Source organism: Enterobacter cloacae complex sp. IR5428 (genome assembly GCF_049238585.1).
GTDB classification, from domain to species: domain Bacteria; phylum Pseudomonadota; class Gammaproteobacteria; order Enterobacterales; family Enterobacteriaceae; genus Enterobacter; species Enterobacter intestinihominis.
Window position 1 is genome coordinate 114,506 of sequence record NZ_JBMKHV010000011.1, and the last position, 23,708, is coordinate 138,213.

Annotated in this window: 23 protein-coding genes and 1 other annotated feature; of the genes, 9 read left to right on the forward strand and 14 right to left on the reverse strand. The window is 56.2% G+C overall.

What is annotated here, in order from left to right:
• Positions 1-54: 54 nt before the first annotated feature.
• Entirely contained in the window at positions 55-483 is a 429-nt protein-coding gene (gene ibpB, locus ACOTXC_RS16755) for a small heat shock chaperone IbpB (protein WP_022646539.1), read from the reverse strand.
• A gap of 136 nt (positions 484-619) precedes the next feature.
• Positions 620-1,030, reverse strand: coding sequence for a small heat shock chaperone IbpA (gene ibpA / locus ACOTXC_RS16760; protein ID WP_003861094.1), 411 nt, complete (start codon positions 1,028-1,030; stop codon positions 620-622).
• Positions 1,024-1,098: a sequence feature (ROSE (Repression Of Heat Shock gene Expression) occurs in the 5'-region of heat shock genes and acts as an RNA thermometer to modulate expression.), on the reverse strand. It overlaps the preceding gene by 7 nt.
• 247 nt (positions 1,099-1,345) lie before the next feature.
• Between ibpA and ACOTXC_RS16765 the strand changes: the two genes are divergently transcribed.
• Positions 1,346-1,678: a YceK/YidQ family lipoprotein gene (locus tag ACOTXC_RS16765; protein WP_032622035.1), complete on the forward strand. Its 333-nt coding sequence runs from the start codon at positions 1,346-1,348 to the stop codon at positions 1,676-1,678.
• On the opposite strand, the gene ACOTXC_RS16770 is transcribed toward ACOTXC_RS16765, so the two are convergent.
• The 8 genes from ACOTXC_RS16770 to ACOTXC_RS16805 all read right to left on the reverse strand — a co-directional run bounded on the left by ACOTXC_RS16770 (position 1,675) and on the right by ACOTXC_RS16805 (position 9,899).
• A complete protein-coding gene (locus ACOTXC_RS16770; protein ID WP_074172191.1) occupies positions 1,675-2,904 on the reverse strand; it encodes a DUF3748 domain-containing protein in 1,230 nt (409 codons plus the stop codon). The genes ACOTXC_RS16765 and ACOTXC_RS16770 overlap by 4 nt on opposite strands.
• Before the next feature lie 51 nt (positions 2,905-2,955).
• Positions 2,956-4,293 (reverse strand): MFS transporter, encoded by a 1,338-nt coding sequence (locus ACOTXC_RS16775; protein ID WP_161496779.1) that lies wholly within the window; start codon positions 4,291-4,293, stop codon positions 2,956-2,958.
• Between the two features lie 117 nt (positions 4,294-4,410).
• The gene (dgoD, locus tag ACOTXC_RS16780) at positions 4,411-5,559 is read right to left on the reverse strand and encodes a galactonate dehydratase (protein ID WP_003861103.1); all 1,149 of its coding nucleotides are present in this window, start codon (positions 5,557-5,559) and stop codon (positions 4,411-4,413) included.
• Positions 5,556-6,173: a 2-dehydro-3-deoxy-6-phosphogalactonate aldolase gene (locus ACOTXC_RS16785; protein WP_063152590.1), complete on the reverse strand. Its 618-nt coding sequence runs from the start codon at positions 6,171-6,173 to the stop codon at positions 5,556-5,558. The genes dgoD and ACOTXC_RS16785 overlap by 4 nt, the downstream gene beginning before the upstream one ends.
• Positions 6,157-7,035, reverse strand: coding sequence for a 2-dehydro-3-deoxygalactonokinase (locus ACOTXC_RS16790; RefSeq protein WP_250116054.1), 879 nt, complete (start codon positions 7,033-7,035; stop codon positions 6,157-6,159). Before ACOTXC_RS16790 ends, ACOTXC_RS16785 begins: the two co-directional genes overlap by 17 nt.
• The gene (gene dgoR, locus ACOTXC_RS16795; RefSeq protein ID WP_003861109.1) at positions 7,032-7,721 is read right to left on the reverse strand and encodes a D-galactonate utilization transcriptional regulator DgoR; all 690 of its coding nucleotides are present in this window, start codon (positions 7,719-7,721) and stop codon (positions 7,032-7,034) included. The genes ACOTXC_RS16790 and dgoR overlap by 4 nt, the downstream gene beginning before the upstream one ends.
• A gap of 226 nt (positions 7,722-7,947) precedes the next feature.
• Positions 7,948-8,760 (reverse strand): sugar-phosphatase, encoded by an 813-nt coding sequence (gene yidA / locus ACOTXC_RS16800; RefSeq protein WP_023305134.1) that lies wholly within the window; start codon positions 8,758-8,760, stop codon positions 7,948-7,950.
• Between the two features lie 113 nt (positions 8,761-8,873).
• Positions 8,874-9,899, reverse strand: a complete 1,026-nt coding sequence (locus tag ACOTXC_RS16805; RefSeq protein WP_023298953.1) for a zinc-dependent alcohol dehydrogenase family protein — start codon at positions 9,897-9,899, stop codon at positions 8,874-8,876.
• Between the two features lie 110 nt (positions 9,900-10,009).
• Between ACOTXC_RS16805 and ACOTXC_RS16810 the strand changes: the two genes are divergently transcribed.
• Positions 10,010-10,945, forward strand: coding sequence for a LysR family transcriptional regulator (locus ACOTXC_RS16810; protein ID WP_126490085.1), 936 nt, complete (start codon positions 10,010-10,012; stop codon positions 10,943-10,945).
• Between the two features lie 34 nt (positions 10,946-10,979).
• Here the strand turns inward: ACOTXC_RS16810 and gyrB are convergent, their stop codons facing one another.
• From gyrB to dnaA, 4 genes are read right to left on the reverse strand one after another with little or no spacing between them, the layout of a single operon-like run.
• A complete protein-coding gene (gene gyrB / locus ACOTXC_RS16815) occupies positions 10,980-13,391 on the reverse strand; it encodes a DNA topoisomerase (ATP-hydrolyzing) subunit B (RefSeq protein ID WP_063137909.1) in 2,412 nt (803 codons plus the stop codon).
• A gap of 28 nt (positions 13,392-13,419) precedes the next feature.
• Entirely contained in the window at positions 13,420-14,493 is a 1,074-nt protein-coding gene (recF, locus tag ACOTXC_RS16820) for a DNA replication/repair protein RecF (protein WP_022646527.1), read from the reverse strand.
• Positions 14,493-15,593, reverse strand: coding sequence for a DNA polymerase III subunit beta (dnaN, locus tag ACOTXC_RS16825; RefSeq protein ID WP_003861122.1), 1,101 nt, complete (start codon positions 15,591-15,593; stop codon positions 14,493-14,495). Before dnaN ends, recF begins: the two co-directional genes overlap by 1 nt.
• Before the next feature lie 4 nt (positions 15,594-15,597).
• Positions 15,598-16,992: a chromosomal replication initiator protein DnaA gene (gene dnaA, locus ACOTXC_RS16830; RefSeq protein ID WP_003861124.1), complete on the reverse strand. Its 1,395-nt coding sequence runs from the start codon at positions 16,990-16,992 to the stop codon at positions 15,598-15,600.
• A 638-nt stretch (positions 16,993-17,630) separates the two neighbouring features.
• On the opposite strand from dnaA, the gene rpmH reads away from it, so the two are divergent.
• The 7 genes from rpmH to yidZ all read left to right on the forward strand — a co-directional run bounded on the left by rpmH (position 17,631) and on the right by yidZ (position 23,678).
• Positions 17,631-17,771 carry a 50S ribosomal protein L34 gene (rpmH, locus tag ACOTXC_RS16835; RefSeq protein ID WP_000831330.1) on the forward strand — a complete coding sequence of 47 codons (141 nt, stop codon included), beginning with the start codon at positions 17,631-17,633 and terminating at the stop codon, positions 17,769-17,771.
• 16 nt (positions 17,772-17,787) lie between these two features.
• Positions 17,788-18,147, forward strand: coding sequence for a ribonuclease P protein component (gene rnpA, locus ACOTXC_RS16840; protein ID WP_006808764.1), 360 nt, complete (start codon positions 17,788-17,790; stop codon positions 18,145-18,147).
• Positions 18,111-18,368: a membrane protein insertion efficiency factor YidD gene (yidD, locus tag ACOTXC_RS16845; RefSeq protein ID WP_001307474.1), complete on the forward strand. Its 258-nt coding sequence runs from the start codon at positions 18,111-18,113 to the stop codon at positions 18,366-18,368. Before rnpA ends, yidD begins: the two co-directional genes overlap by 37 nt.
• A gap of 2 nt (positions 18,369-18,370) precedes the next feature.
• Complete coding sequence (gene yidC / locus ACOTXC_RS16850) at positions 18,371-20,014, forward strand: membrane protein insertase YidC (RefSeq protein WP_023298949.1); 1,644 nt, start codon at positions 18,371-18,373, stop codon at positions 20,012-20,014.
• Positions 20,015-20,086: 72 nt separating this feature from the next.
• On the forward strand, positions 20,087-21,451 hold the full coding sequence (mnmE, locus tag ACOTXC_RS16855; protein WP_421767851.1) for a tRNA uridine-5-carboxymethylaminomethyl(34) synthesis GTPase MnmE: 1,365 nt from the start codon (positions 20,087-20,089) through the stop codon (positions 21,449-21,451).
• 111 nt (positions 21,452-21,562) lie between these two features.
• Complete coding sequence (locus ACOTXC_RS16860; RefSeq protein WP_032677160.1) at positions 21,563-22,738, forward strand: MFS transporter; 1,176 nt, start codon at positions 21,563-21,565, stop codon at positions 22,736-22,738.
• Complete coding sequence (yidZ, locus tag ACOTXC_RS16865; protein WP_022649883.1) at positions 22,707-23,678, forward strand: HTH-type transcriptional regulator YidZ; 972 nt, start codon at positions 22,707-22,709, stop codon at positions 23,676-23,678. The genes ACOTXC_RS16860 and yidZ overlap by 32 nt, the downstream gene beginning before the upstream one ends.
• Positions 23,679-23,708 lie beyond the last annotated feature (30 nt).

Genomic DNA, 23,708 nt, shown 5'->3' on the forward strand with positions numbered 1-23,708 from the left:
AGCGTTGTCGGGTGGCGGCTGCGCCTAACCCGACCTACAGTTTCGGCGGGTTTGTTAACTGTTTAACGCCGGCCTGTCGCTAATGGCGATGCGCTGCGGCGCGATAGCTTCCGGCACGTTACGGGTGAGGTCAATATTCAGCAGCCCGTTAGTGAACGTCGCGCCAGAAACTTCCATATGGTCTGCCAGGGTAAAGCTCAGGCTAAACGGCTGAGTGACAAGCCCCTGATGCAACCATTTGGTCTCGGTGTCTGGTTTTTCCGGTGACCCTTTAACGGTCAGGCGCGTACCCTCAAGCTGGATGTCGAGATCTTCCTGACGAAACCCGGCCAGCGCAAGCGTGATGCGGTAGTGGTTATCATCGCTTTTTTCGATGTTGTACGGCGGAAACGTCTGCTGTTCGGTTGCGCTTTGCAGCGCGTTAGCCAGTTTGTCAAAACCGATCCACTGACGCAGCAGGGGGGAAAAATCATAGTTACGCATACTAAATCTCCTTCTGAGAAGCGAGTTCGGCACAGTTTATTTTTGTGCGCAGTTGTACCTGCAAACCCTTACGGATTCGCATATGCTCCCTTTACGGCAAGCAATTTCAGGTGGGCCGCAGCCGCGACCCGCTTAATTAATTGATTTCGATACGACGCGGTTTTTTCTCTTCCGGAATCACACGTTCCAGTTCGATAAACAACAGGCCGTTCACCAGGTTCGCGCCCTTGACGTGGATGTTCTCAGCCAGCTGGAACTTGCGTTCAAAGTTGCGCTCTGCGATGCCCTGGTAGAGGTAGGTTCGTTCTTTCTGCTCGCCCGCATGGGAGCCTTTCACCACCAGCAGATTGTCCTGCGCGGTGATCTCCAGTTCGCTCTCTGCGAAACCGGCGACAGCAATCGCAATGCGATAGTGGTTTTCGTCAACCAATTCAACGTTGTAAGGAGGATAGCCGTTGCTCTGGCTCTGGTTGTTTTCTAAGTGGTTGAACAGACGATCAAAACCAATGGCAGAACGGTATAGCGGAGAGAGATCGAAATTACGCATAGATAAAAACTCCTGGAATCAGCGAGAAAATGTAGCCTTCCACCATGGACAGGCTTCTGCTTCCCCGAACACCCATCAGGCGTGTCCGTTATCGGGTTACATTCTTAAAATGGGTCTGGATACGGCCTTTTCAAGCCTGTTGATGTGAGATTTTTTTGCACTTTGCTGGTTGTCGCATAGACTCAGGGGCACAGCACAAAGGGTTAAATTGCGATGGCGACCACAGTGCGGGAGTTTTGAGCTATCCATTTTGGACGCGCCTCGCTATAACCCTGAGTTGCAGGTCAATGCCGTGCTACTAATGATGACTGAGTGATGATGAGAAATGTTCTGATTAAGCTGGCGACGTTCAGCGGGGTTGTTTTACTTTGCGGGTGTTCGAGCGTGATGTCGCACACCGGCGGTAAAGAAGGAACATATCCGGGGACGCGCGCCAGTGCCGCCATGATCTCTGATGATGAGACAAACTGGGGTACCAAATCTCTGGCGATTCTTGATATGCCGTTTACGGCGGTTGCCGATACGCTTCTGCTGCCGTGGGATATGTTCCGCACCGACAGCTCAGTGCGTTCGCGCGTTGAGAAAAGCGAGCAGGAGACGCTGGCGACTAACTCCGTCATCCCGCCCGCAGAGATGACCCCGCGCTAATTCTGTGCGGTTTCCGTTAGCCACAGCTGGCGGAAACCGTCCTTCTCTTCCATCCACGCAACAAAACGTCCGTCCGGGGAAAACACCACAGCGTCAGCAGACGGCGGGTTGCCATGATCGGACGTCAAAAACGTCACCTCTCCGGTCTGCGCATCGCAGCAGGCAATGCGGCCTGCAAGCACAAATCCCAGCCCGTTGCCGGAAGGATGCCAGTTAAAGGCCGACTGAATATCGCTCTCAGCGTGGGTCAACTGACGCGGCTCACCGCCTTCAGGGGAGATAAGCCACAGCTGCACAATGCCGTTATCGTCCCGCATTAAAAACGCAATCTGCGTCCCCTGTGGATTGCTGCGCACCCAGTGGCGCGGCACGTTCACCAGCCCCGGATACGCCTTCTGATGGGTGAAGGTAAGGCGGCGTTGCATGACGCCCGCAGGCGGCGCGGGCATTGTATCCGGCGTCCCCTGCAACGGCGCATCGCCCGCCCGTTTCCAGCCCTGCTCGTCCTTGGGAAGGTCCACAATAAACAGTTCGGGTACTTTCTCGCCTTTCGCAGACACCGTATCGCCGATAAACGCCAGCCTGTCGTTGTCCACCCAGCCCTCTTCATAGGCGCGGTTGATCTCATCGCTGCCCGGTTGCGGGTTCGGCGTTGTCCGGCTTACCAGCACGCTCCAGAAGGTGCCAGCATATTCCCGCGGATGGTTCCCCTGTGGATTTACCGGACCAAAAGGCGCCGCCACCCCGACGTTACGCAAATCCAGCTGCGGATCGCGCGCGTGCAGTACATGGTCGTTGTAGGTAAAGCTGACGAACTGCCCGTTCGGGCTAAAAACGTGAACGTGGCTGCCGCCACGCAGCGCCCCCGCCGTGTAAGGCGCGGTGATATCCATCGCATCAAGATTGCTCACCTGGCCGTTGTGCGCAATCACTCCCTGACGATGGTGAAAATCATACTGCCAGTCTGCATCCGGGTTTTTCGGGCCGTGGATAAAAACATATTTCTCCCCGGCAGGATGAACGGTCACCACGCCGACATGCGCGCCGTCAGTCGCACGGTAGATCACCTCAACCTCGCCCGTACCGACGTTGACCCGCTCAATGGTTTTACCGGTAAACGACGCGCCGGACGGGCGGACATCATAGACAAGCCACTGGCTGTCTGGCGTCCAGATGTTGATGTTGGTGAGCTGGTGGTTGCGGGAAGCGAAGGTGATTTGTTTCATGAAAATACCCTGATGCGCGGTTATCGCATCAGGGTAAAACATCCGAAGGGATTAGCCTACTCGTTTCACGTCACCTACCAGCAGGATGTAGGAGAGCGCGCCGATCAGCGCCACGGCAGAGATATACACCAGAGCCGGACCAAAGCCGTAGTCCTGCGCCAGGTAACCGATGACCAGCGGCACGGTGATCCCGCCCAGGCCGCCAACGAAGTTGAATACGCCACCAGTCAGGCCAATCAGCCGCATCGGTGCCAGGGACGACACCAGCGACCAGGTGATGGAGGCAAAACCGTTCCCGAAGAACGCTACCGCCATCAGGGTCATGATCCACACTGGATCGTTGGTGTAGTTCGCTCCCATGATGCAGGTAGAGATCAGCAGTCCGCAGATAATCGGCGTTTTACGCGCAACGCCCAGTGAGAAGCCTTTTTTCACCAGCTTATCCGCCAGCCAGCCCGAGAGCAGGACGCCGAAAAACGCCGCAAGGAAGGGTACGGTGGTCATAAAGCCCGCCTTCAGCGCGGTTATCCCTTTTTCCTGGGTCAGATAGTTCGGGAACCAGGTGAGGAAGAACCACAGCGTGGAGGTCACCGCGAACTGGCCCAGATATACGCCCACCAGCTTACGGTGGAAGACCAGCTTCCAGTCCGCTCTGGTCAGCGGCTGGCGCGCCTCTTTTTTCACTGGCGCATCGCCGTCCACCAGACCGCCGCCGTCGCGGATGTAGTCCAGTTCGGCTTTGGTGATGCTTTTGGTCAGACGCGGCGGCTGATAGACCTTGAACCAGATTAACGACCAGATAATGCCGATCCCGCCGGTGACGATGAACACCCAGTGCCAGCTCAGCAGCTCCTGGATCCAGATTAACAGCGGCGTCAGAAACGCCAGACCAACAAACTGCCCGGAGGTGTAAAAACCAACAGCGGAAGCACGTTCGTGTTCAGGGAACCAGCTGGTCACCATGCGGTTGTTGGTCGGGAACGCGGGCGCTTCAAACACCCCGGTGATGGCGCGCAGGCCTATCAGCGACATCAGCCCGGTGGCGAAGCCCTGGAACAGGGTCGCCACGGACCAGCCCAAAATAGCGATAAAGTAGGTCAGACGTGACCCCACGCGGTCAAGGAACCAGCCGCCGGGGATCTGGCAGAGCGTATACAGCCAGGCAAACGCCGAGAAGACGTAGCCCATTTCCGCTTTGGTGATGCCAAACTCTTCCTGAATATGGGCCGAGGCCACGGCGAGGTTGGCGCGGTCTACATAGCAAATGACCACGGTAATAAAGATCATGATCAGCGTCAGGTAACGACGACGCCCGGTTTTTGCAGCAGTAACTGGAATATCCATCGCAATCTGTCTCCAGATTTTGGGCATAGCGAAGCCGCTCACCATGCCCTGTAATTTACAGAGGGTTATATTTTTTCTATGTACGTTTTTTTTGCCCGGTGGCGCTTCGCTTACCGGGCCTACGAGAGAGTAGGCCGGATAAGCGTAGCGCCATCCGGCGATTTACCACTCGGCTACGGAACCGTCTTCATGACGCCACAGTGGGTTACGCCAGTCCGGCGCACTTTTACTCAGCTCAATGACTTTGGCTTCGTCGATCTCCACGCCAAGGCCCGGCTTCGTTAACGGTTTAAAGAAACCGCCTTCCATGCTGAAGTCTTCCTTGTTTTTCACAAAGTCGAGCAGCTCCGCGCCCTTGTTATAGTGAATGCCCATGCTTTGTTCCTGGAACACCGCATTGCGGGAGACGAAGTCCACATGCAGACAGGCTGCCAGCGCAATCGGCCCAAGCGGACAGTGCGGCGCCAGCGCCACATCGTAGGCTTCTGCCATGCCGGCAATTTTGTAGCATTCAGTGATGCCACCCGCGTGGGAGAGGTCCGGTTGCAGGATCGCAATGCCGCCCGCTTCCAGCACGCGCTTAAACTCGAAGCGCGAGAACATACGCTCCCCCGCCGCGATGGGAATGTGCGTCTGTTCAGCCAGTTTTGGATAGTATTCCGCCTGCTCGGCCAGAACAGGCTCTTCAATAAACAGCGGGCGATACGGCTCCAGCTCTTTAATCAGCACTTTGGCCATTGGCGCGCTGACGCGGCCGTGGAAATCCAGGCCAAACTCAATCTCGTTGCCGAAAGCCTCGCGGATTTGCGCCACGGTGTTCACCGCCCGGTCTACCGCGCGCGAGTTGTCGATAACGCCCATCTCTTCGCAGCCGTTGAGTTTGAAGGTGTCAAAACCGATGTTGCGCAGCTGCCGGATACCGTCGATCACTTCCGCAGGGCGGTCACCGCCCACCCAGCTGTAGGCTTTGATTTTGTCTCGCACCAGGCCGCCCATTAATTGCCAGACCGGGGCATTCAGCACTTTGCCTTTGATATCCCACAGCGCCTGATCGATACCGGCGATGGCGCTCATCAGGATCGGACCGCCACGGTAAAATCCCGCCCGGTACATGACCTGCCACAGGTCGTTGATGCGCGCCGGATCCTGGCCAATCAGGTATTCACCCAGCTCGTGAACCGCGGCTTCAACGGTGCGCGCACGGCCTTCAATCACCGGCTCGCCCCAGCCAACCACGCCTTCGTCGGTTTCGATTTTCAGGAACATCCAACGCGGGGGTAAACGGTACGTGGTAAGTTTGGTTATTTTCATTGCACTGCCTCTCGATACGCTTTCACAAATGCTGCCGCCTGCTGTGCGGTACGCTCAACGGGCTGTCCGGCGCGATAGAGATCGCTGCCCAGCCCCGCGCCCGCACAACCTGCTTTTATCCACTGCACCAGGTTTTCCGGCGTGACGCCGCCCACGGCAAAGACCGGCACGCTGGCGGGTAAGACCGCTTTCAGCGCTTTGATGTAATCCGGACCAAAGGCCGACGACGGGAAAATTTTGAGAGACTGTGCGCCCGCATCGAGGGCGGAAAAGGCTTCTGTGGCCGTGGCGCAACCCGGGCATACGGTCATGCCGTAATCCACCGCCCGGCGGATCACCTCGGGGTTGATATTCGGTGTGACGATAAGCTTGCAGCCCATCTTCGCCAGCTCATCCACCTGCTCCGGCTGTAATACGGTACCAGCGCCAATCAGCGCCTTATCACCGAACGCCTTAACAACTGCCGGAATGCTTTTTTCCCATTCCGGGGAGTTGAGCGGGATTTCCACCGCGTCGAACCCGGCGTCGATCACCGCGCCAACGTGCGCTAAGGCCTCACCGGGCGTGATACCGCGCAAAATCGCTATCAGGGGAAGATCAGTTTGCCACTGCATGAGCGATGCTCCTTATGCCTGCCTGAAATGCCGTGTCGCCTTCCACCGCAGCAACATCCCGTCCGATAGCGTGGAACGCCTGGCGGTAACGAGACGTCAGCGATGAACCCGCGACGAGCGTGATGGCCTGCTGCCCGGCGAACCCGTCGCTCAGGGCGGCGACTTCTGCGCCAATCAGCAGGCCGGACAGAAATTCGCTGACCTGCTCGCGCGGAAGATTTCCCAGCACGTGCGAGGCGCGAACCTCAAAAAGTTGCGGCAAAACGGCAGGGGATGCGATCCCGCGCTCAAGCCCGGCGGCAAACGCTTCCGGCGAAGGGGTTTGCTCCGGCAAACCGGCCCCCACCAGCGAATGCTTAAGCAGCAAGTGGTGCAGTTCGCCGGTCATCACCGTGCGGAAATCATGAATTTGCTCAGCATCCGCCTGGACCCATTTGCAGTGCGTCCCGGGCATGACGTAGACAGAAGAAGGAGAAAGGGTGCGAGCCCCGAGCAGCTGCGTCTCTTCGCCGCGCATCACGTTATGGTTATCGACGCGAGAGACGCATAAACCGGGAATAATCCAGACATTGTCGCCAACAGACGTTAACTGCTCGCCAACGGCGGTGAAATGCACCGGAACCGACAGGTAAGGCGCAACCTTCCAGCCCACGTTACTGCCGACCATTCCGGCCATCACCACTGGCGTAGTACCGTCGCGCCAGTTTTGTGTCACCTCTGCTAACACCGCTTCGGGGGATTTACCGTTCAGGCGCGTCACACCTGCTTCTGATTGCCTGCTTTCCAGACACTGCTCCCCCTGGTAGAGCCAGGCGCGCAGATTGGTCGATCCCCAGTCAATTGCGATGTAGCGTGATGTCATGTGATTTCCTTCAACCTTCGTGTCGAGCTGGCGATCATGGTCAGCGCCGCCTGCTCTGCCGCATCGCCGTCCTGATGCCGTATCGCATCGAACAGCGCTTTATGTTCCTGAAGCGTTTTCGGCATGTTGGCCTCATCGCCCATCCAGGTACGTTCAAATACTGCTCGCTGTAGCGAGCTGATCGCCACGCTAAGCTGCTGTAACACCGGGTTATGCACCGACTGCAGTACCGCCTCGTGGTAGCGAATGTCCGCCTCGTTGAACGCCTCCCGATTCTGGTTATTGGCGATCATGTCGTTTAACGCCGACTCAATCTGTGCCAGGTCACCTGACGTTGCGCGCTCTGCCGCCCAGCGGGCGATGGCCGGTTCCACCAGATTTCGGACTTCGCTCATCGCGCCGATAAGCCGTGGGTCGTAGTCGTTTTCCAGTACCCATTGCAGAACATCGGTATCGAGGTAGTTCCACTGGTTACGCGGCGCAACAAACGCGCCGCGATAGCGCTTCATTTCAATCAGCCGCTTCGCCATCAGCGAGCGGAACACTTCCCGGATGATATTGCGCGAGGTTTCAAACTCCTCGCACAGTTCAGCCTCTGCTGGCAGCGGCGAACCGGGAACGTATTTGCCACCCACAATCTGAGTGCCCAGCGTGATGACAATGCGATCGGTTTTATTGAGTGTCATGGAGAGTCCTTGTGCTCTGTAAGTCCATCACTACTTTACCGCGACCGCTGAATTTCGCCTCACTTTTGCAGTACAAACGTGAGTCCTTTCGCCATTGCCGTGGTGACAATGTAGTACAATCAGTTAATGTTGTACTACAATCCAGATCACAAAAAGAACAATTCGATAAATTCAGCGCCAAAAAAAGCCCCGGTTGATAACCGAGGCTGATGATTACAGACAGCTGTTAGGACAGGACAAATTTCTCAATCGCATAAGCCACGCCGTCTTCCAGGTTAGATTTGGTGACGAAGTTCGCCACTTCTTTCACCGACGGGATCGCGTTATCCATCGCCACGCCCATGCCTGCATATTCGATCATCGCAATATCGTTTTCCTGGTCGCCCAGCGCCATAATCTCCTCAGGCTTGATGCCCAGCGCATCGGCAAGCGATTTGACACCCGTGCCTTTATTGACACGTTTATCGAGGATTTCGAGGAAGTACGGCGCACTTTTCAGCACGGTGTATTTCTCTTTTACCTCAGCCGGAATGCGTGAGATGGCTTTGTCGAGAACCGCAGGTTCATCAATCATCATCACTTTCAGGAACTGGGTTGCCGGGTCCATGTTTTCCGCTTCGCAGAACACCAGTGGAATGGTTGCAACGTAGGACTCGTGCACCGTGTAGTAGCTGATATCGCGGTTGGCGGTGTAAAGCGTATTACGATCGAGCGCGTGGAAGTGAGAGCCCACTTCGCGGGAGAGCTTTTCCAGGAAACGGTAGTCATCATAGCTCAGTGCAGTTTGCGCCACCGTGCTGCCATCGGCTGCCTTTTGCACCAGAGCGCCGTTATAGGTGATGCAGTAATCGCCAGGCTGATTCATGTGCAGCTCTTTCAGGTAGCTGTGCACCCCGGCATACGGGCGTCCGGTGGTGAGCACCACGTTCACGCCTTTTTCGCGTGCGGCGGCGATCGCATTTTTAACGGCAGGAGAGATAGTGTGGTCTGGCAGCAGCAGCGTGCCGTCCATATCGATTGCAATGAGTTTGATAGCCATGAGGTCCCCGGGATAAATGAGTGCTATTTCATGCTAACGCGATTAAGCACACAAAAATAGAGCTACCTTGCGTAACAAAAAGCCCCTTTTATATTTATCCCGGGAACAAGAACTCACTCGCGGGTGAGAACGATTTTGCCAAACGCACCGCGATCCAGATGCTCAAGCGCCTGTTCCAGTTCGTCAAAACGATAGCGATGTTCAATCACCGGTTTTAACTCCGTGACATCAACAGCACGGACGAAATCTTCCAGCGCCCGGCGGTGTCCAACCCCAATCCCCTGAATGACGGGGGATTTCAGCAGCAGCTCGCCAGCAGGCAGGGAAATGTCCGTTCCGGCCAGCACGCCAATAACGGAGATACGCCCGTGAACGGCTACCGCGCGAAGGGAATGTCTCAGGTTCTCCCCACCCACGGTTTCGATAATATGGTCGATGCCGCGATCCTGCGTCAGTGCCAGCGTATTTTCAGCCCAGTCGCCTTTCAGTCGGTTGATGCCCTGGCTGGCTCCCAGCTTTTTGGCCAGAGCCAGTTTTTCATCACTCCCCGACGTAACAATAACTTCTGCGCCGTGCGCTTTTGCTATCTGCAAAGCGAATAGCGCCACACCGCCCGTGCCTTGTACCAGCACCGATTGCCCGGCGCGTAAATGACCGCGCTCCACCAGCGCGAACCATGCGGTAAGCCCCGCGCAAGGAAGCGTGCTGGCCTCAGCGTCATCCAGGCTTTCCGGGGATGCCACCAGCGCGTTTTCACTTACAATCACATATTCGGCCAGCATGCCCTGGAAGTATCCGCCGGACGTTTTATAGGGCAGATTGCGCGCGTCCGCCTGCGGCTTACCGTCGATCCACTCAGGGAAGAAGGTTGAGATGACCCGCGCGCCGGGTTTGAAGCGCGTAACGCCGTCGCCGATGCTGTCCACCACGCCTGCCATGTCAGATGCTGGGGTAAACGGGAAGGAAAGCGGAATCGGCATCGTGCCTTCAATCACCATTTTATCCCGGTAGTTGAGCGCAACGGCATTAACCCTTACACGAACCTCCCCCGGGCCTGGCTGTGACACAGGCACCTGAACAAGCTGAAGGCTCTCGCGCCCAAGGGCGTTCATTGACCAGCGCTGCATTGTTTCTGTCATTTTTTCTCTCCTGCCATCAAATAAGCTTTAGGACTGACAGTCTACCGTTGACGCCTGGTCGCCAGTGGCGATAAGTTTTCCCATAATTGATGACGCAGTGGATACAATTCATGACCGATACGCTGAAGGATATACCTGTATTTGTGGCCGCCGTTGAGGCGGGAAGTTTTGCGCAGGCCGCCGTCCGTCTGCATTTGTCGCGCTCGGCGGTAGGAAAAAGCATTGCTCGTCTTGAAGAGCGGCTGGGGGTACGTCTTTTCCAGCGTACCACCCGCAGCCAGAGGCTGACCGACAACGGCGCTCTGTTTTATGAACGCTGCCTTCGCGCGCTGGAGGAGATTCGGGGCGCGGAGTCGCTGCTTGAAACAGGGAAGCAGCAGGTCAGCGGCCGCCTGCGCGTCGCCATGCCGGTTCTGTTTGGTCGCCAGTGCGTCGCGCCACTGCTGATAGAACTGACGCAGGAACATCCTGGGCTTGAGCTTGAAATGTCATTCAGCGACCGCGTGGTGGATCTGGTAGAGGAAGGCTTTGATATGGCGGTACGTAACGGCACGCTGCAGGACAGCAGCCTGCTGGTCGCCAGAAGGCTGGGCGAGCATCGCATGGTGCTGTGTGCCGCCCCGGATTACCTGATGAAGAACGGCCAGCCAGAAAACGTTGCTGCTTTACCCCACCACACTGCCATTAACTATCTGCGATCAGGCAGAGTGCTGCCCTGGCAGCTAATGGATAGCGAAGGGAGATCGCACACCTTTACTCCCCGCTCATCACTCAATATGGATGATTTACAGGCAATCTGCGACGCTGCGCTGGCCGGACACGGCATTGCATGGCTGCCCTGCTGGATGGTCGTCAAAGATATTCACCAGGGCAAACTCGTCCCGCTCTTAAAGCAGGCACCGGATGTGCATTTCAACGTTCATGCGGTCTGGCAGCAGACGCCGCATCTGCCGCTGAGGGTTAGAATAGCGATAGATACGCTGGCGAGCCGTTTACCGTCCGTGATGTCGCTGGATATGCCTGCGCCCATAAAAAAGCCGCGCTAAAAGCGCGGCCTGTTATCGTGCGGTATTACGACGATTAAATATCGATATTCGCCGCTTTCAGGGCGTTCTCTTCGATGAAGGCGCGACGTGGTTCAACCGCATCACCCATCAGGGTCGTGAACAGCTGATCCGCTGCGATTGCGTCTTTAACGGTGACGCGCAGCATGCGACGGCTTTCCGGATCCATGGTGGTTTCCCACAGCTGATCCGGGTTCATTTCGCCCAGGCCTTTATAACGCTGAATAGAGAGGCCACGACGGGACTCTTTCACCAGCCACTCCAGCGCCTGTTCGAAGCTGGCTACCGGCTGACGACGCTCGCCACGTTCGATGAACGCGTCGTCTTCGATCAGACCACGCAGCTTCTCGCCGAGGGTGCAGATACGGCGGTATTCCGGACCGGTAACAAACTCGTGCTCCAGCGGGTAGTCGGTATCGACGCCGTGGGTACGCACGCGGACGATCGGCTCGAACTGTTGCTCAGCGTTCTGCTGAACGTCGAACTTCCACTGGCTGCCGTGCTGCTCTTTCTCGTTCAGCTCGCTCACCAGGGTGTTGACCCAGCGGGTGACGGTCTGCTCGTTGCTCAGCTCGGCTTCGGTCAGGGTCGGCTGATAAATCAGCTCTTTCAGCAGCGCTTTCGGATAGCGACGCTCCATACGGCCAATCATTTTCTGCGTCGCGTTGAACTCGGAGACCAGACGCTCCAGCGGTTCACCGGCCAGCGCTGGCGCGCTGGAGTTTGCGTGCAGGGTCGCACCATCAAGGGCGATCGCGATTTGGTACTGATCCATCGCCTCGTCATCTTTAATGTACTGTTCCTGCTTGCCTTTCTTCACTTTATACAGCGGCGGCTGGGCAATGTAGACGTGGCCGCGCTCAACGATTTCCGGCATCTGACGATAGAAGAAGGTCAACAGCAGCGTACGAATGTGCGAGCCGTCGACGTCCGCATCGGTCATGATGATGATGCTGTGATAGCGCAGTTTGTCCGGGTTGTACTCGTCGCGACCGATGCCGCAGCCGAGCGCGGTGATGAGCGTCGCCACTTCCTGAGAAGAGAGCATCTTGTCGAAGCGCGCTTTCTCAACGTTAAGGATTTTACCCTTCAGCGGCAGAATCGCCTGGTTCTTGCGGTTACGGCCCTGCTTTGCAGAACCGCCCGCGGAGTCCCCTTCCACAAGGTACAGTTCAGAAAGCGCCGGATCGCGTTCCTGGCAGTCAGCCAGTTTGCCCGGCAGGCCTGCCAGGTCCAGCGCGCCTTTACGGCGGGTCATTTCACGGGCTTTACGCGCCGCTTCACGGGCACGCGCCGCATCGATAATTTTACCCACCACGATTTTCGCGTCGGACGGGTTTTCCAGCAGGTATTCGCTCAGCAGTTCGTTCATCTGCTGTTCAACCGCCGATTTCACCTCAGAAGAGACCAGCTTGTCTTTGGTCTGTGAGGAGAATTTCGGATCCGGCACCTTCACGGAGACCACGGCAATCAGGCCTTCACGGGCATCGTCGCCGGTGGCGCTGACTTTCGCTTTTTTGCTGTAGCCTTCTTTGTCCATGTAGGCGTTCAGGGTACGGGTCATCGCCGCGCGGAAGCCCGCAAGGTGAGTACCGCCGTCGCGCTGTGGAATGTTGTTGGTAAAGCAGTAGATGTTTTCCTGGAAACCATCGTTCCACTGCAGTGCCACTTCCACGCCGATACCGTCTTTTTCAGTAGAGAAGTAGAAGATATTCGGGTGAATTGGCGTTTTGTTCTTGTTCAGATACTCAACGAACGCCTTGATACCGCCTTCGTAGTGGAAGTGGTCTTCTTTGTTGTCGCGTTTGTCGCGCAGTCGAATCGACACGCCGGAGTTCAGGAACGACAGTTCACGCAGGCGTTTCGCCAGGATCTCGTACTCGAATTCGGTGACGTTGGTGAAGGTTTCAAGGCTCGGCCAGAAACGCACCATGGTTCCGGTTTTGTCGGTATCGCCGGTAACGGCCAGCGGTGCCTGCGGCACACCATGGGTGTAAATCTGGCGGTGAATTTTGCCTTCGCGCTGGATAACCAGCTCCAGCTTCTGCGACAGGGCGTTTACCACGGATACGCCTACGCCGTGCAGACCGCCGGAAACTTTATAGGAGTTATCATCGAACTTACCACCTGCGTGCAGAACGGTCATGATCACTTCCGCAGCAGATACGCCCTCTTCCGGGTGAATACCGGTTGGGATGCCACGACCGTCATCGGTAACGGACACGGAGTTGTCCGCATGGATCGTGACCACGATGTCTTTACAGTGACCCGCGAGCGCTTCGTCGATAGCGTTATCTACCACCTCGAATACCATGTGGTGCAGACCGGTGCCGTCATCCGTGTCGCCGATATACATACCCGGGCGCTTACGCACCGCATCCAGTCCTTTCAGGACTTTGATACTGGAGGAGTCATAAGAATTCGACATCAACGTTTCTCGCTCATTTCAACTTGGGTTAATCCGTTATTTTACCCTTTTCCACGGTAAACATCTTCGAATTTTCGTCCGACATGTCCATAACGTGTTCAGCGCTAATGGCGCTGACGAAAACCTGCGACTGCGTGGCTTTTAAGCGGCTGGCAAGTAGCCCGCGCCGCGCGTCGTCAAGTTCCGAGGCAAAATCATCTATCAGGTACAGGCAGCGTCGCCCACTTTCGCGGGTGAGGAATTCCCCCTGCGCCAGGCGCAGCGCGCACATCAGGAGCTTCAGCTGCCCGCGCGACAGCGTGTCTTCCACCGGCGCACCGTCGGCACGAATGCGGAAATCCGCCTTGTGCGGGCCGTGCGCGGTGTAGGTCAACATGCGATCGCGCTCGAAGCTTCTCTCTAACACCTCGGCATAATCCGTCTCTTTTTCCCAGCCACGCTGGAAAGAGAAGGTGAGAGAGAACTCGGGTAAAAACTGTTTGCAGGTATCGGCCATGTCTTCGGCGATACCTGCGCTGTATTCGGCACGCCAGCGGCTGATTTGTTCCGCAAGAGGAATTAATTCCATGTCCCACGGACGCAGCTGGGCGTAGCGCGTGACCTGGCGCAATGCGGCGTTACGCTGTTTAAGCAGACGCTTCAGATTGCTCCAGGCGTTAAAGAAACCGGCTTCATTGTGAAAGCATCCCCAGTCGAGGAACGCTCTTCTGTATTTGGGGCCGCCGTTGAGTAAAGTAAACCCCTCCGGCGTAATCAGCTGCATCGGCATCAGCAGTGCCAGCTCCGCCACCTTGTGGCCGTCGGTGCCGTCGATGCGCACCTTGCTGTCGCCCTGCTTGTCTTTGGTCAGGCCGATGGCGGTTTCCCGCTCGGCACCCTGCAAGCGCCCATGCAGCACAAACGCATCCTGCTCGTGGCGAATCACGCGACCAATCTGCAAACTGCGAAACGCCCGGCCATGACCGAGCGTATAGATGGCTTCGAGCACGCTGGTTTTGCCGCTGCCGTTCGCGCCAACCAGGAAATTAAAGCCAGGGGATAAAGCGAGATCCGCGCTCTCGATGTTGCGAAAGTCGCGGATCAACAGACGGGTGAGCGACATTACAGTCTCATTGGCATGACAACATAAGCAGCCGACTGTGATGCGGCATCTTCAATCTGTACGCTCGAAACGGAGTCAGTCAGCAGGATGCGAACGTTCTCGCATTTCAGTGCATTCAGCACATCCAGCACATAGCTGACGTTGAAGCCGATTTCCATCTCAGCCCCGGCGTAGGTGACGTCCAGAATCTCTTCTGCCTCTTCCTGCTCCGGGTTGTTGGCGGTGATTTTGATCTGGTTTTCACTCACGTACAGACGTACGCCGCGGAATTTCTCGTTGGAGAGAATAGCGGCGCGCGCGAACGCCTGCTTGAGGATGTCGCAACCTGCCTCCAGCGTTTTGTCCGGGTTCTTCGGCAATACGCGGCGATAATCCGGGAAACGTCCGTCTACCAGCTTCGATGTGAAGACAAAATCGCCCACGTGGGCACGAATATTGTTGCTACCGATCTGCACGCGCAGCGGGGTGTCGCCGCCGTCGAGCATACGCATCAGTTCAATTACGCCTTTACGCGGTACGATCACCGAATGGTTTGGCAGTGAATCGCCAATCGGCATAGAACAGACCGCCAGACGGTGACCGTCTGTAGCCACGGTACGCAGCTCTTCACCTTCGGTTTCGAACAGCATGCCGTTTAAGTAGTAACGAACGTCCTGATGCGCCATAGAGAACTGCGTGGCTTCAATCAGACGCTTCATCGTCGCCTGCGGCAGGGTAAATTCAACTTCGCTCTGCCAGTCATCCAGGTTCGGGAAGTCCGCAGCGGGCAGCGTGGAGAGGGAGAAACGGCTGCGGCCAGAGCGCACCAGCATGCGGTCGCCCTCCAGCTGCACGGCGATTTCAGCGCCTTCCGGCAGCCCACGGCAAATATCAAAGAATTTACGTGCCGGAACCGTGGTCGCGCCCGCGTCGTGCGGCTGAGTCAGCGTAACGCGCGCGATCATTTCCATTTCCAGATCTGTGCCGGTCAGCGACAGCGTACCGTCAGCGACCTGAAGCAGCAGGTTTCCAAGAATAGGCAGCGTAGGGCGGCCGCCTAATGGGCCACTCACCTGTTGCAGCGGTTTTAATAAATGTTCACGTTCAACGGTAAATTTCATAGCGTCACGATGATAATGTTCTGATTAAATTGGAAAAATCTTCTTTTATGTCGTGGCTTTCTTCGCGTAACTGCTCAATCTTTCGACAGGCGTGCAGCACGGTCGTATGGTCACGTCCACCAAACGCATCACCGATTTCCGGCAGGCTGTGGTTGGTGAGCTCTTTTGCCAGCGCCATCGCCATCTGACGCGGACGCGCCACCGAGCGGGAACGACGTTTAGACAGTAAATCTGCCACTTTGATCTTGTAGTACTCAGCCACCGTCTTCTGAATATTGTCGATGGTGACCAGTTTTTCCTGCAATGCCAACAAATCGCGCAGCGCTTCACGCACAAAATCGATGGTGATCGCACGACCGGTAAAATTGGCGTTGGCGATAACGCGGTTCAGTGCCCCTTCCAGCTCACGAACGTTGGAACGCAGGCGCTTGGCAATAAAGAACGCCACTTCACCCGGCAGGCGAATGTCGTTCTCGTCGGCTTTTTTCATCAGGATCGCGACGCGGGTTTCCAGCTCCGGCGGCTCGATCGCCACGGTCAGGCCCCAGCCGAAGCGGGATTTGAGACGATCTTCAACGCCGTTGATCTCTTTTGGATAACGATCCGAGGTCAAAATGATCTGCTGATTGCCTTCCAGCAGGGCGTTAAAGGTGTGGAAAAACTCTTCCTGCGATCGTTCTTTATTGGCAAAGAACTGGATGTCATCGATCAGCAGCGCATCAACGGAACGGTAGTAGCGTTTAAACTCTTCGATCGCATTGTTTTGCAGGGCTTTTACCATGTCCTGAACGAAGCGTTCGGAGTGCATATACACTACTTTGGCATTGGGCTTACGCGCCATAATGCCGTTGCCCACCGCATGCAGCAGGTGCGTTTTACCGAGACCCGTGCCGCCATAAAGGAACAGCGGGTTGTAAGCACCACCGGGATTATCGGCAACCTGGCGGGCCGCCGCGCGCGCCAGCTGGTTCGACTTACCTTCAACGAAGTTATCGAACGTGTGTTTCACGTTAACATTAGAGCGGTAGGTAGGCTCAGCGGGGGCCGGAACGTTATCCCAGCCTTGACGAGCCGGTGCAACGCGAGGCGCTGGAGCGGGCGCCGCCTGTGCAGGGGCTGCCACATTGACAACTTCACGAACGGTTTGGGTGACCGGCTTTGTGCCCACTTCAAAACGCAGCTGTGGGGCATCTGACCCGCAGAAATCGTTCAGCAGTCCATTGATGTTATTAAGGTATTTATCCCTTACCCAATCGAGCACGAAACGGTTTGGCGCGTACAAAGCCAGCGTGTTATCGCTCAGTTCCGCCTGCAATGGGCGGATCCACATACTGAATTCTGTGGCTGGTAACTCATCCTGCAATCGGGCAAGACACTGCTGCCAAAGCGAAAGTGACACGGCGGACTCCACTCGAACAATAAAAGAAAACTATTGAATATTCATGATTGTTGGCGCACATCGACATGACCCCATCAGGGTGATGTGCGAACCGCTATCTGCGGTTATACACGCTATCGTTGATACAGCCTGAACGATGTTGTGTTTATGTCCGGCCAGGATCGCTGGATCCCGATCAGGACCGCGGATCATAGCCTAAACTGAGCCAGAGATCTTCTGTTTCTCACAGATTCTTCCCGATTTATCCACAGGAAGATCCAGAATCGGGTAAGTGTAAACGATCCTGACGCGAGTGCCTCGCGATTTAGGCCGCATATTGGAAAATTTAATGAGCACAGACAATTTTGGGCTTAAATGATCTAACGAAGATCCAGGAGGATCCTTGCGCTTTGTTGGCGAGCCCGTATAATCCTCGACCCGGCGCGTGATGCTCATCTTCCTGCGTCGTTCGTTGCTCATTTTCCACGCGAAATCGTGCGGAAATACGCAGGGATTTAAGGAAAGAGAATTGACTCCGGAGTGTACAATTATTACAATCCGGCCTCTTTAATCACCCACGCTGAGGCGTTAGTCGTTCGAATCTCGTTCGGGTATACGCAAAAGTCAGTGAATTTATTCAAGTTTAGGTAGAAATCGCCATGAAACGCACTTTTCAACCGTCTGTACTGAAGCGCAACCGTTCTCACGGCTTCCGTGCTCGTATGGCTACTAAAAATGGTCGTCAGGTTCTGGCACGTCGTCGTGCTAAAGGCCGCGCTCGTCTGACCGTTTCCAAGTAATAAAGCTAACCCCTGAGTGGTTAAGCTCGCATTTCCCAGGGAGTTACGTTTGTTAACTCCCACTCATTTCACTTTCGTCTTCCAGCAGCCACTACGGGCTGGCACGCCGCAAATCACCATCCTCGGCCGCCAAAATTCGCTGGGGCATCCCCGCATCGGTCTCACAGTCGCCAAGAAAAACGTTAAGCGTGCGCATGAACGCAACCGGATTAAACGTCTGACGCGTGAAAGCTTCCGTTTACGTCAGCACGAACTGCCTTCAATGGATTTCGTGGTGGTGGCTAAAAAAGGGGTTGCCGACCTCGATAACCGTGCTCTCTCGGAAGCGTTGGAAAAATTATGGCGCCGCCACTGTCGCCTGGCTCGCGGGTCCTGATAGCCCTCATTCGGGTCTATCAACGCCTGATTAGTCCGCTACTCGGGCCACATTGCCGTTTCACGCCAACATGCTCAAGCTACGGAATTGAGGCATTGCGCAGGTTTGGAGTGATAAAAGGCAGTTGGTTGACGGTGAAACGCGTATTAAAATGCCACCCTTTACACCCAGGTGGAGACGACCCCGTCCCTCCAGGACCTTTTGATACCAGAGAACACTAACGATGGATTCGCAACGCAATCTTCTTATCATCGCTTTGTTGTTCGTGTCTTTCATGATCTGGCAGGCATGGGAGCAGGATAAAAATCCTCAACCCCAGCAGCAGACCACGCAGACCACGACCACCGCAGCGGGTAGCGCCGCCGACCAGGGCGTACCGGCCAGTGGCCAGGGGAAACAGATTACGGTTAAGACCGATGTGCTTGAGCTGACTATCAACACCCGTGGTGGTGATGTTGAGCAGGCGCTGCTGTTGACCTACCCGAAAGAGCTGAAGTCTACCGAACCGTTCCAGTTACTGGAAACCACGCCTGAGTTTATCTACCAGGCACAGAGCGGCCTGACCGGTCGTGATGGCCCGGATAACCCGGCGAACGGTGCGCGTCCACTGTATAACGTCGAGAATGACACCTTTGTGCTGGCTGATGGCCAGAACGAACTGGTTATTCCGATGACCTACACCGACGCGGCAGGCAACACCTTCACCAAAACCTTCACCCTGAAACGCGGTGAATATGCGGTGAACGTGGGCTACAGCGTACAGAACACCGGTGCGAAACCGCTGGAAATCTCTACCTTTGGTCAGCTGAAGCAGTCCATCAATCTGCCGTCTCACCGTGACACCGGAAGCAGCAACTTTGCGCTGCATACCTTCCGTGGCGCGGCTTACTCCACGCCAGATACCAAGTACGAGAAATACAAATTCGACACCATTGCCGATAACGAAAACCTGAACGTCAGCTCTAAAGGCGGTTGGGTCGCAATGCTGCAACAGTATTTCGCGACGGCGTGGGTACCGAATAACGACGGTACGAACAACTTCTACACCGCGAACCTCGGCAACGGTATTGCAGCCATCGGCTACAAATCTCAGCCGGTTCTGGTGCAGCCGGGTCAAACCGGTAAGCTGGCAAGCACCCTGTGGGTCGGCCCGGAAATCCAGGACAAAATGGCTGCCGTTGCGCCGCACCTGGATCTGACCGTTGATTACGGTTGGTTGTGGTTCATCTCTCAGCCGCTGTTTAAGCTGCTGAAGTTCATCCACAGCTTCCTGGGTAACTGGGGCTTCTCCATCATCGTTATCACCTTTATCGTTCGTGGCATCATGTACCCGCTGACTAAAGCGCAGTACACCTCCATGGCGAAGATGCGCATGCTACAGCCGAAGATTCAGGCTATGCGTGAGCGTCTGGGCGATGACAAACAGCGTCAGAGCCAGGAGATGATGGCCCTGTATAAAGCAGAGAAAGTGAACCCACTGGGTGGTTGCTTCCCGCTGCTGATTCAGATGCCAATCTTCCTTGCGCTGTACTACATGCTGATGGGTTCCGTTGAGCTGCGCCACGCGCCGTTCGCCCTGTGGATCCATGACCTGTCCGCACAGGACCCGTACTACATCCTGCCGATCCTGATGGGCGTGACGATGTTCTTCATCCAGAAGATGTCTCCAACCACCGTGACTGACCCGATGCAGCAGAAGATCATGACCTTTATGCCGGTCATCTTCACCGTGTTCTTCCTGTGGTTCCCGTCAGGTCTGGTGCTGTACTATATCGTCAGCAACCTGGTGACCATCATCCAGCAGCAGCTGATTTACCGTGGTCTGGAAAAACGTGGCCTGCATAGCCGCGAAAAGAAAAAGTCCTGATTCGGTAACTTAACGCTAAAATAAGGGCGGTCGATTGACCGCCTTTTTTATTTGTATTGAACGAGAGCAACCATGAGCCATAACGACACTATCGTCGCCCAGGCAACCCCACCGGGACGCGGTGGTGTAGGCATTCTGCGCATCTCCGGCCTGAAGGCGCGTGAGGTGGCCGAAGCGGTGCTGGGTAAACTGCCAAAGCCGCGCTACGCTGATTATCTGCCATTTAAAGATGCCGACGGCACCTCGCTGGACCAGGGCATTGCGCTGTGGTTCCCCGGCCCAAACTCCTTTACTGGCGAAGACGTGCTGGAGCTTCAGGGTCACGGCGGCCCGGTGATCCTCGACCTGCTGTTGAAACGTATTCTGACCCTGCCTGGCCTGCGCATTGCGAAGCCGGGTGAGTTCTCCGAGCGTGCCTTCCTGAACGATAAGCTCGACCTGGCTCAGGCCGAAGCGATTGCCGACCTGATCGACGCCAGTTCCGAACAGGCAGCCCGCTCCGCGCTGAACTCGTTGCAGGGGGCATTTTCCGCACGCGTGAATCACCTTGTGGAAGCACTTACTCACCTGCGAATCTATGTTGAAGCGGCTATCGACTTCCCGGACGAGGAGATTGACTTCCTTTCTGACGGCAAAATCGAAGCCCAGCTCAACCAGGTGATGAACGATCTGGATGCCGTTCGCGCCGAAGCGCGCCAGGGCAGCCTGCTGCGTGAGGGCATGAAGGTGGTCATTGCTGGTCGCCCCAACGCCGGGAAATCAAGCCTGCTGAACGCTCTGGCGGGCCGTGAAGCGGCGATCGTGACCGACATAGCCGGCACCACCCGCGACGTCCTGCGCGAGCATATCCATATCGACGGCATGCCGCTGCACATCATCGATACCGCTGGCCTGCGCGATGCGAGCGATGAAGTCGAGCGTATCGGTATCGAACGCGCCTGGCAGGAGATCGAGCAGGCCGACCGCGTGCTGTTTATGGTGGACGGAACCACAACCGACGCCGTTGACCCGGCAGAAATCTGGCCAGACTTTATCGCCCGTCTCCCGGCCAAACTGCCGATGACCGTGGTGCGCAATAAGGCCGACGTTACCGGCGAAACGCTGGGCATCAGCGACGTGAATGGTCACTCACTTATTCGTCTGTCGGCCCGTACCGGGGAAGGCGTGGAAGCCCTGCGTAACCACCTCAAACAGAGCATGGGTTTTGACACCAGCATGGAAGGCGGCTTCCTGGCGCGTCGTCGTCACTTGCAGGCGCTGGAAGAGGCGGCTCGCCACCTTGAGCAGGGCAAAGCCCAGCTGATCGGCGCTTGGGCCGGCGAGCTGCTGGCGGAGGAACTGCGTCTGGCGCAGCAGAACCTGAGCGAGATCACCGGGGAGTTTACGTCGGACGATCTGCTTGGACGAATTTTCTCAAGCTTCTGTATTGGTAAGTAATTCCCGATAGAACATGGTGATTTCCTCCAGGGAAATCACCATTGTCCCAATGGCAACTCGCTTAATCCCCCCATGCCCCCTATCCTGCTTGCCTGCATCTATGGGGGATTTATGGCTCGTTTTCTGTTTTGTAGTTTCGCATTAGTTCTGCTGTATCCGTCCGGTATTGATATGTATCTCGTGGGGCTACCGCATATTGCCCGCGATCTGGGTGCCAGCGAGGCGCAACTGCACATCGCGTTTTCGGCCTACCTCGCGGGAATGGCGTCGTCGATGGTATTTGCCGGGAAAATCGCGGACAGAGCCGGCCGTCAACCCGTCGCCATTACGGGGGCGGTTATCTTTACGCTGGCATCGGTACTGTGTTCAATGGCTCAGGAAAGCACAATGTTCCTGTCAGGGCGCTTTATCCAGGGCATTGGCGCGGGCGGCTGTTACGTGGTGGCGTTTGCCATTCTGCGCGATACCTTGAGCGCCCAGCGCCGCGCCAGGGTGCTGTCGATGCTGAACGGCATTACCTGCATCATCCCGGTGCTGGCACCGGTTGTAGGCTACCTGATCATGCTGAAATTTCCATGGCAGAGCCTTTTCTGGACCATGGCCACAATGGGCGCCATCGTCTTTATACTGTCCGTGACGGTGTTGAAAGAGACCCATCCCGGTTCGCAGCAGACGCACCACGCTGCTACCATTCATCCGGCTGAAAAGCTTCTGAATCGCTTTTTCCTGAGCCGCCTGGCCATCATCACGCTCAGCGTGGCGGTGATCCTCACCTATGTAAACGTTTCCCCGGTGTTACTGATGGAGACGATAGGCTTCGATCGCGGTGAGTATTCGACGGTGATGGCGCTCAATGCGATGGTCAGCATGGCAGTTTCATTCTCGATGCCCTTTGCGCTCAATATCTTCCGCCAGCGCACGCTGATGCTCACTTCACAGACGCTGTTTCTCGCCGCAGGCGTGATTCTGGCGACCGCCACCTCACATGCGCTGATGCTGGTGGGTATGACCCTGATCTGCGCCGGATTCTCCGGCGGCTTCGGCGTGGCGATGAGTCAGGCGCTTGGCCCGTTCTCACTGCGGGCAGGCGTGGCAAGCTCGGTGCTGGGCATTGCGCAGGTCTGCGGTTCGTCGCTGTGGATTTGGCTGGCGGCGGTGATCGGCCTTAACGCGCTGAATATGCTGATCGGGGTTCTGATTGGCTGTAGCATACTCTGCATTACCTTACTTATGGTCATCCAGCCCGCGGCGCACTATGAAGAAGCCCATCAGCAGTCTCGATCTTAATCTTTTACTTTGCCTGCAGTTGTTGTTGCAGGAGCGCAGCGTCACCAAAGCCGCGAAGCGAATGAACGTGACGCCGTCCGCGGTGAGTAAATCGCTGGCGAAGCTGCGCGACTGGTTCGACGATCCGCTGTTTGTGAAAACGCCTTTAGGGCTACTGCCCACACCGCTAACGGTGAGTCTGGAACAGGATCTGGCCGACTGGATGCAGATTGGCAATCAGATCGTCGATAAATTCCACCATAGCTCTCCAGGCGGGCTCAAGTTTGTGCTCGCCGCCGAAACGCCGCTGATGCTGATTCGCTTCAACACCCTGCTGGAGCAGGTGAATGAGCGCTACCCACAGGCGACGGTGAAGTTGCGCCAGTGGGATTATGATTCGCTGGACGCCATTACGCGCGGGGAGGTCGATCTCGGTTTTACCGGCCGCGAAACGCACCCGCGCTCCCGCGAGCTGCTAAAGCTGATGCCGTGGTTTATTGACTACGAAATCCTGTTCAGCGACCGTCCGTGCGTCTATCTGCGAGAAGATCATCCGGCACTTCACGAAGCGTGGAACCTTGAGACGTTTCTGCGCTACCCGCATATCAGCATCTTCTGGGAGCGCAGCGATACCTGGGCGCTTGATGAAGTGCTAAAAGAGATGGGCCGGGAGCGCAACGTCGCCATGAGCCTGCCCGGCTTTGAACAGTCGATGTTTATGGCGGCTCAGCCGGACCACAACTACATTGCCACTGCGCCCTACTACTGCCATCACTACAATCAACTCCACCAGCGTAATCTGGTCTGCCTTCCCATTCCCATCGATGAGGCGCAGGCAGAAAAGCTGACCGTACCCTTCACGCTAATCTGGCATAAGCGGAACAGCCATAATCCGAAAATTATCTGGCTGCGCGAAACTATAAAAGCCCTGTATACCGCGCCAGGTCAGGTTTTTGCCTAAGATAATGTAAAGTTCGGTCCTCAGGCTTCT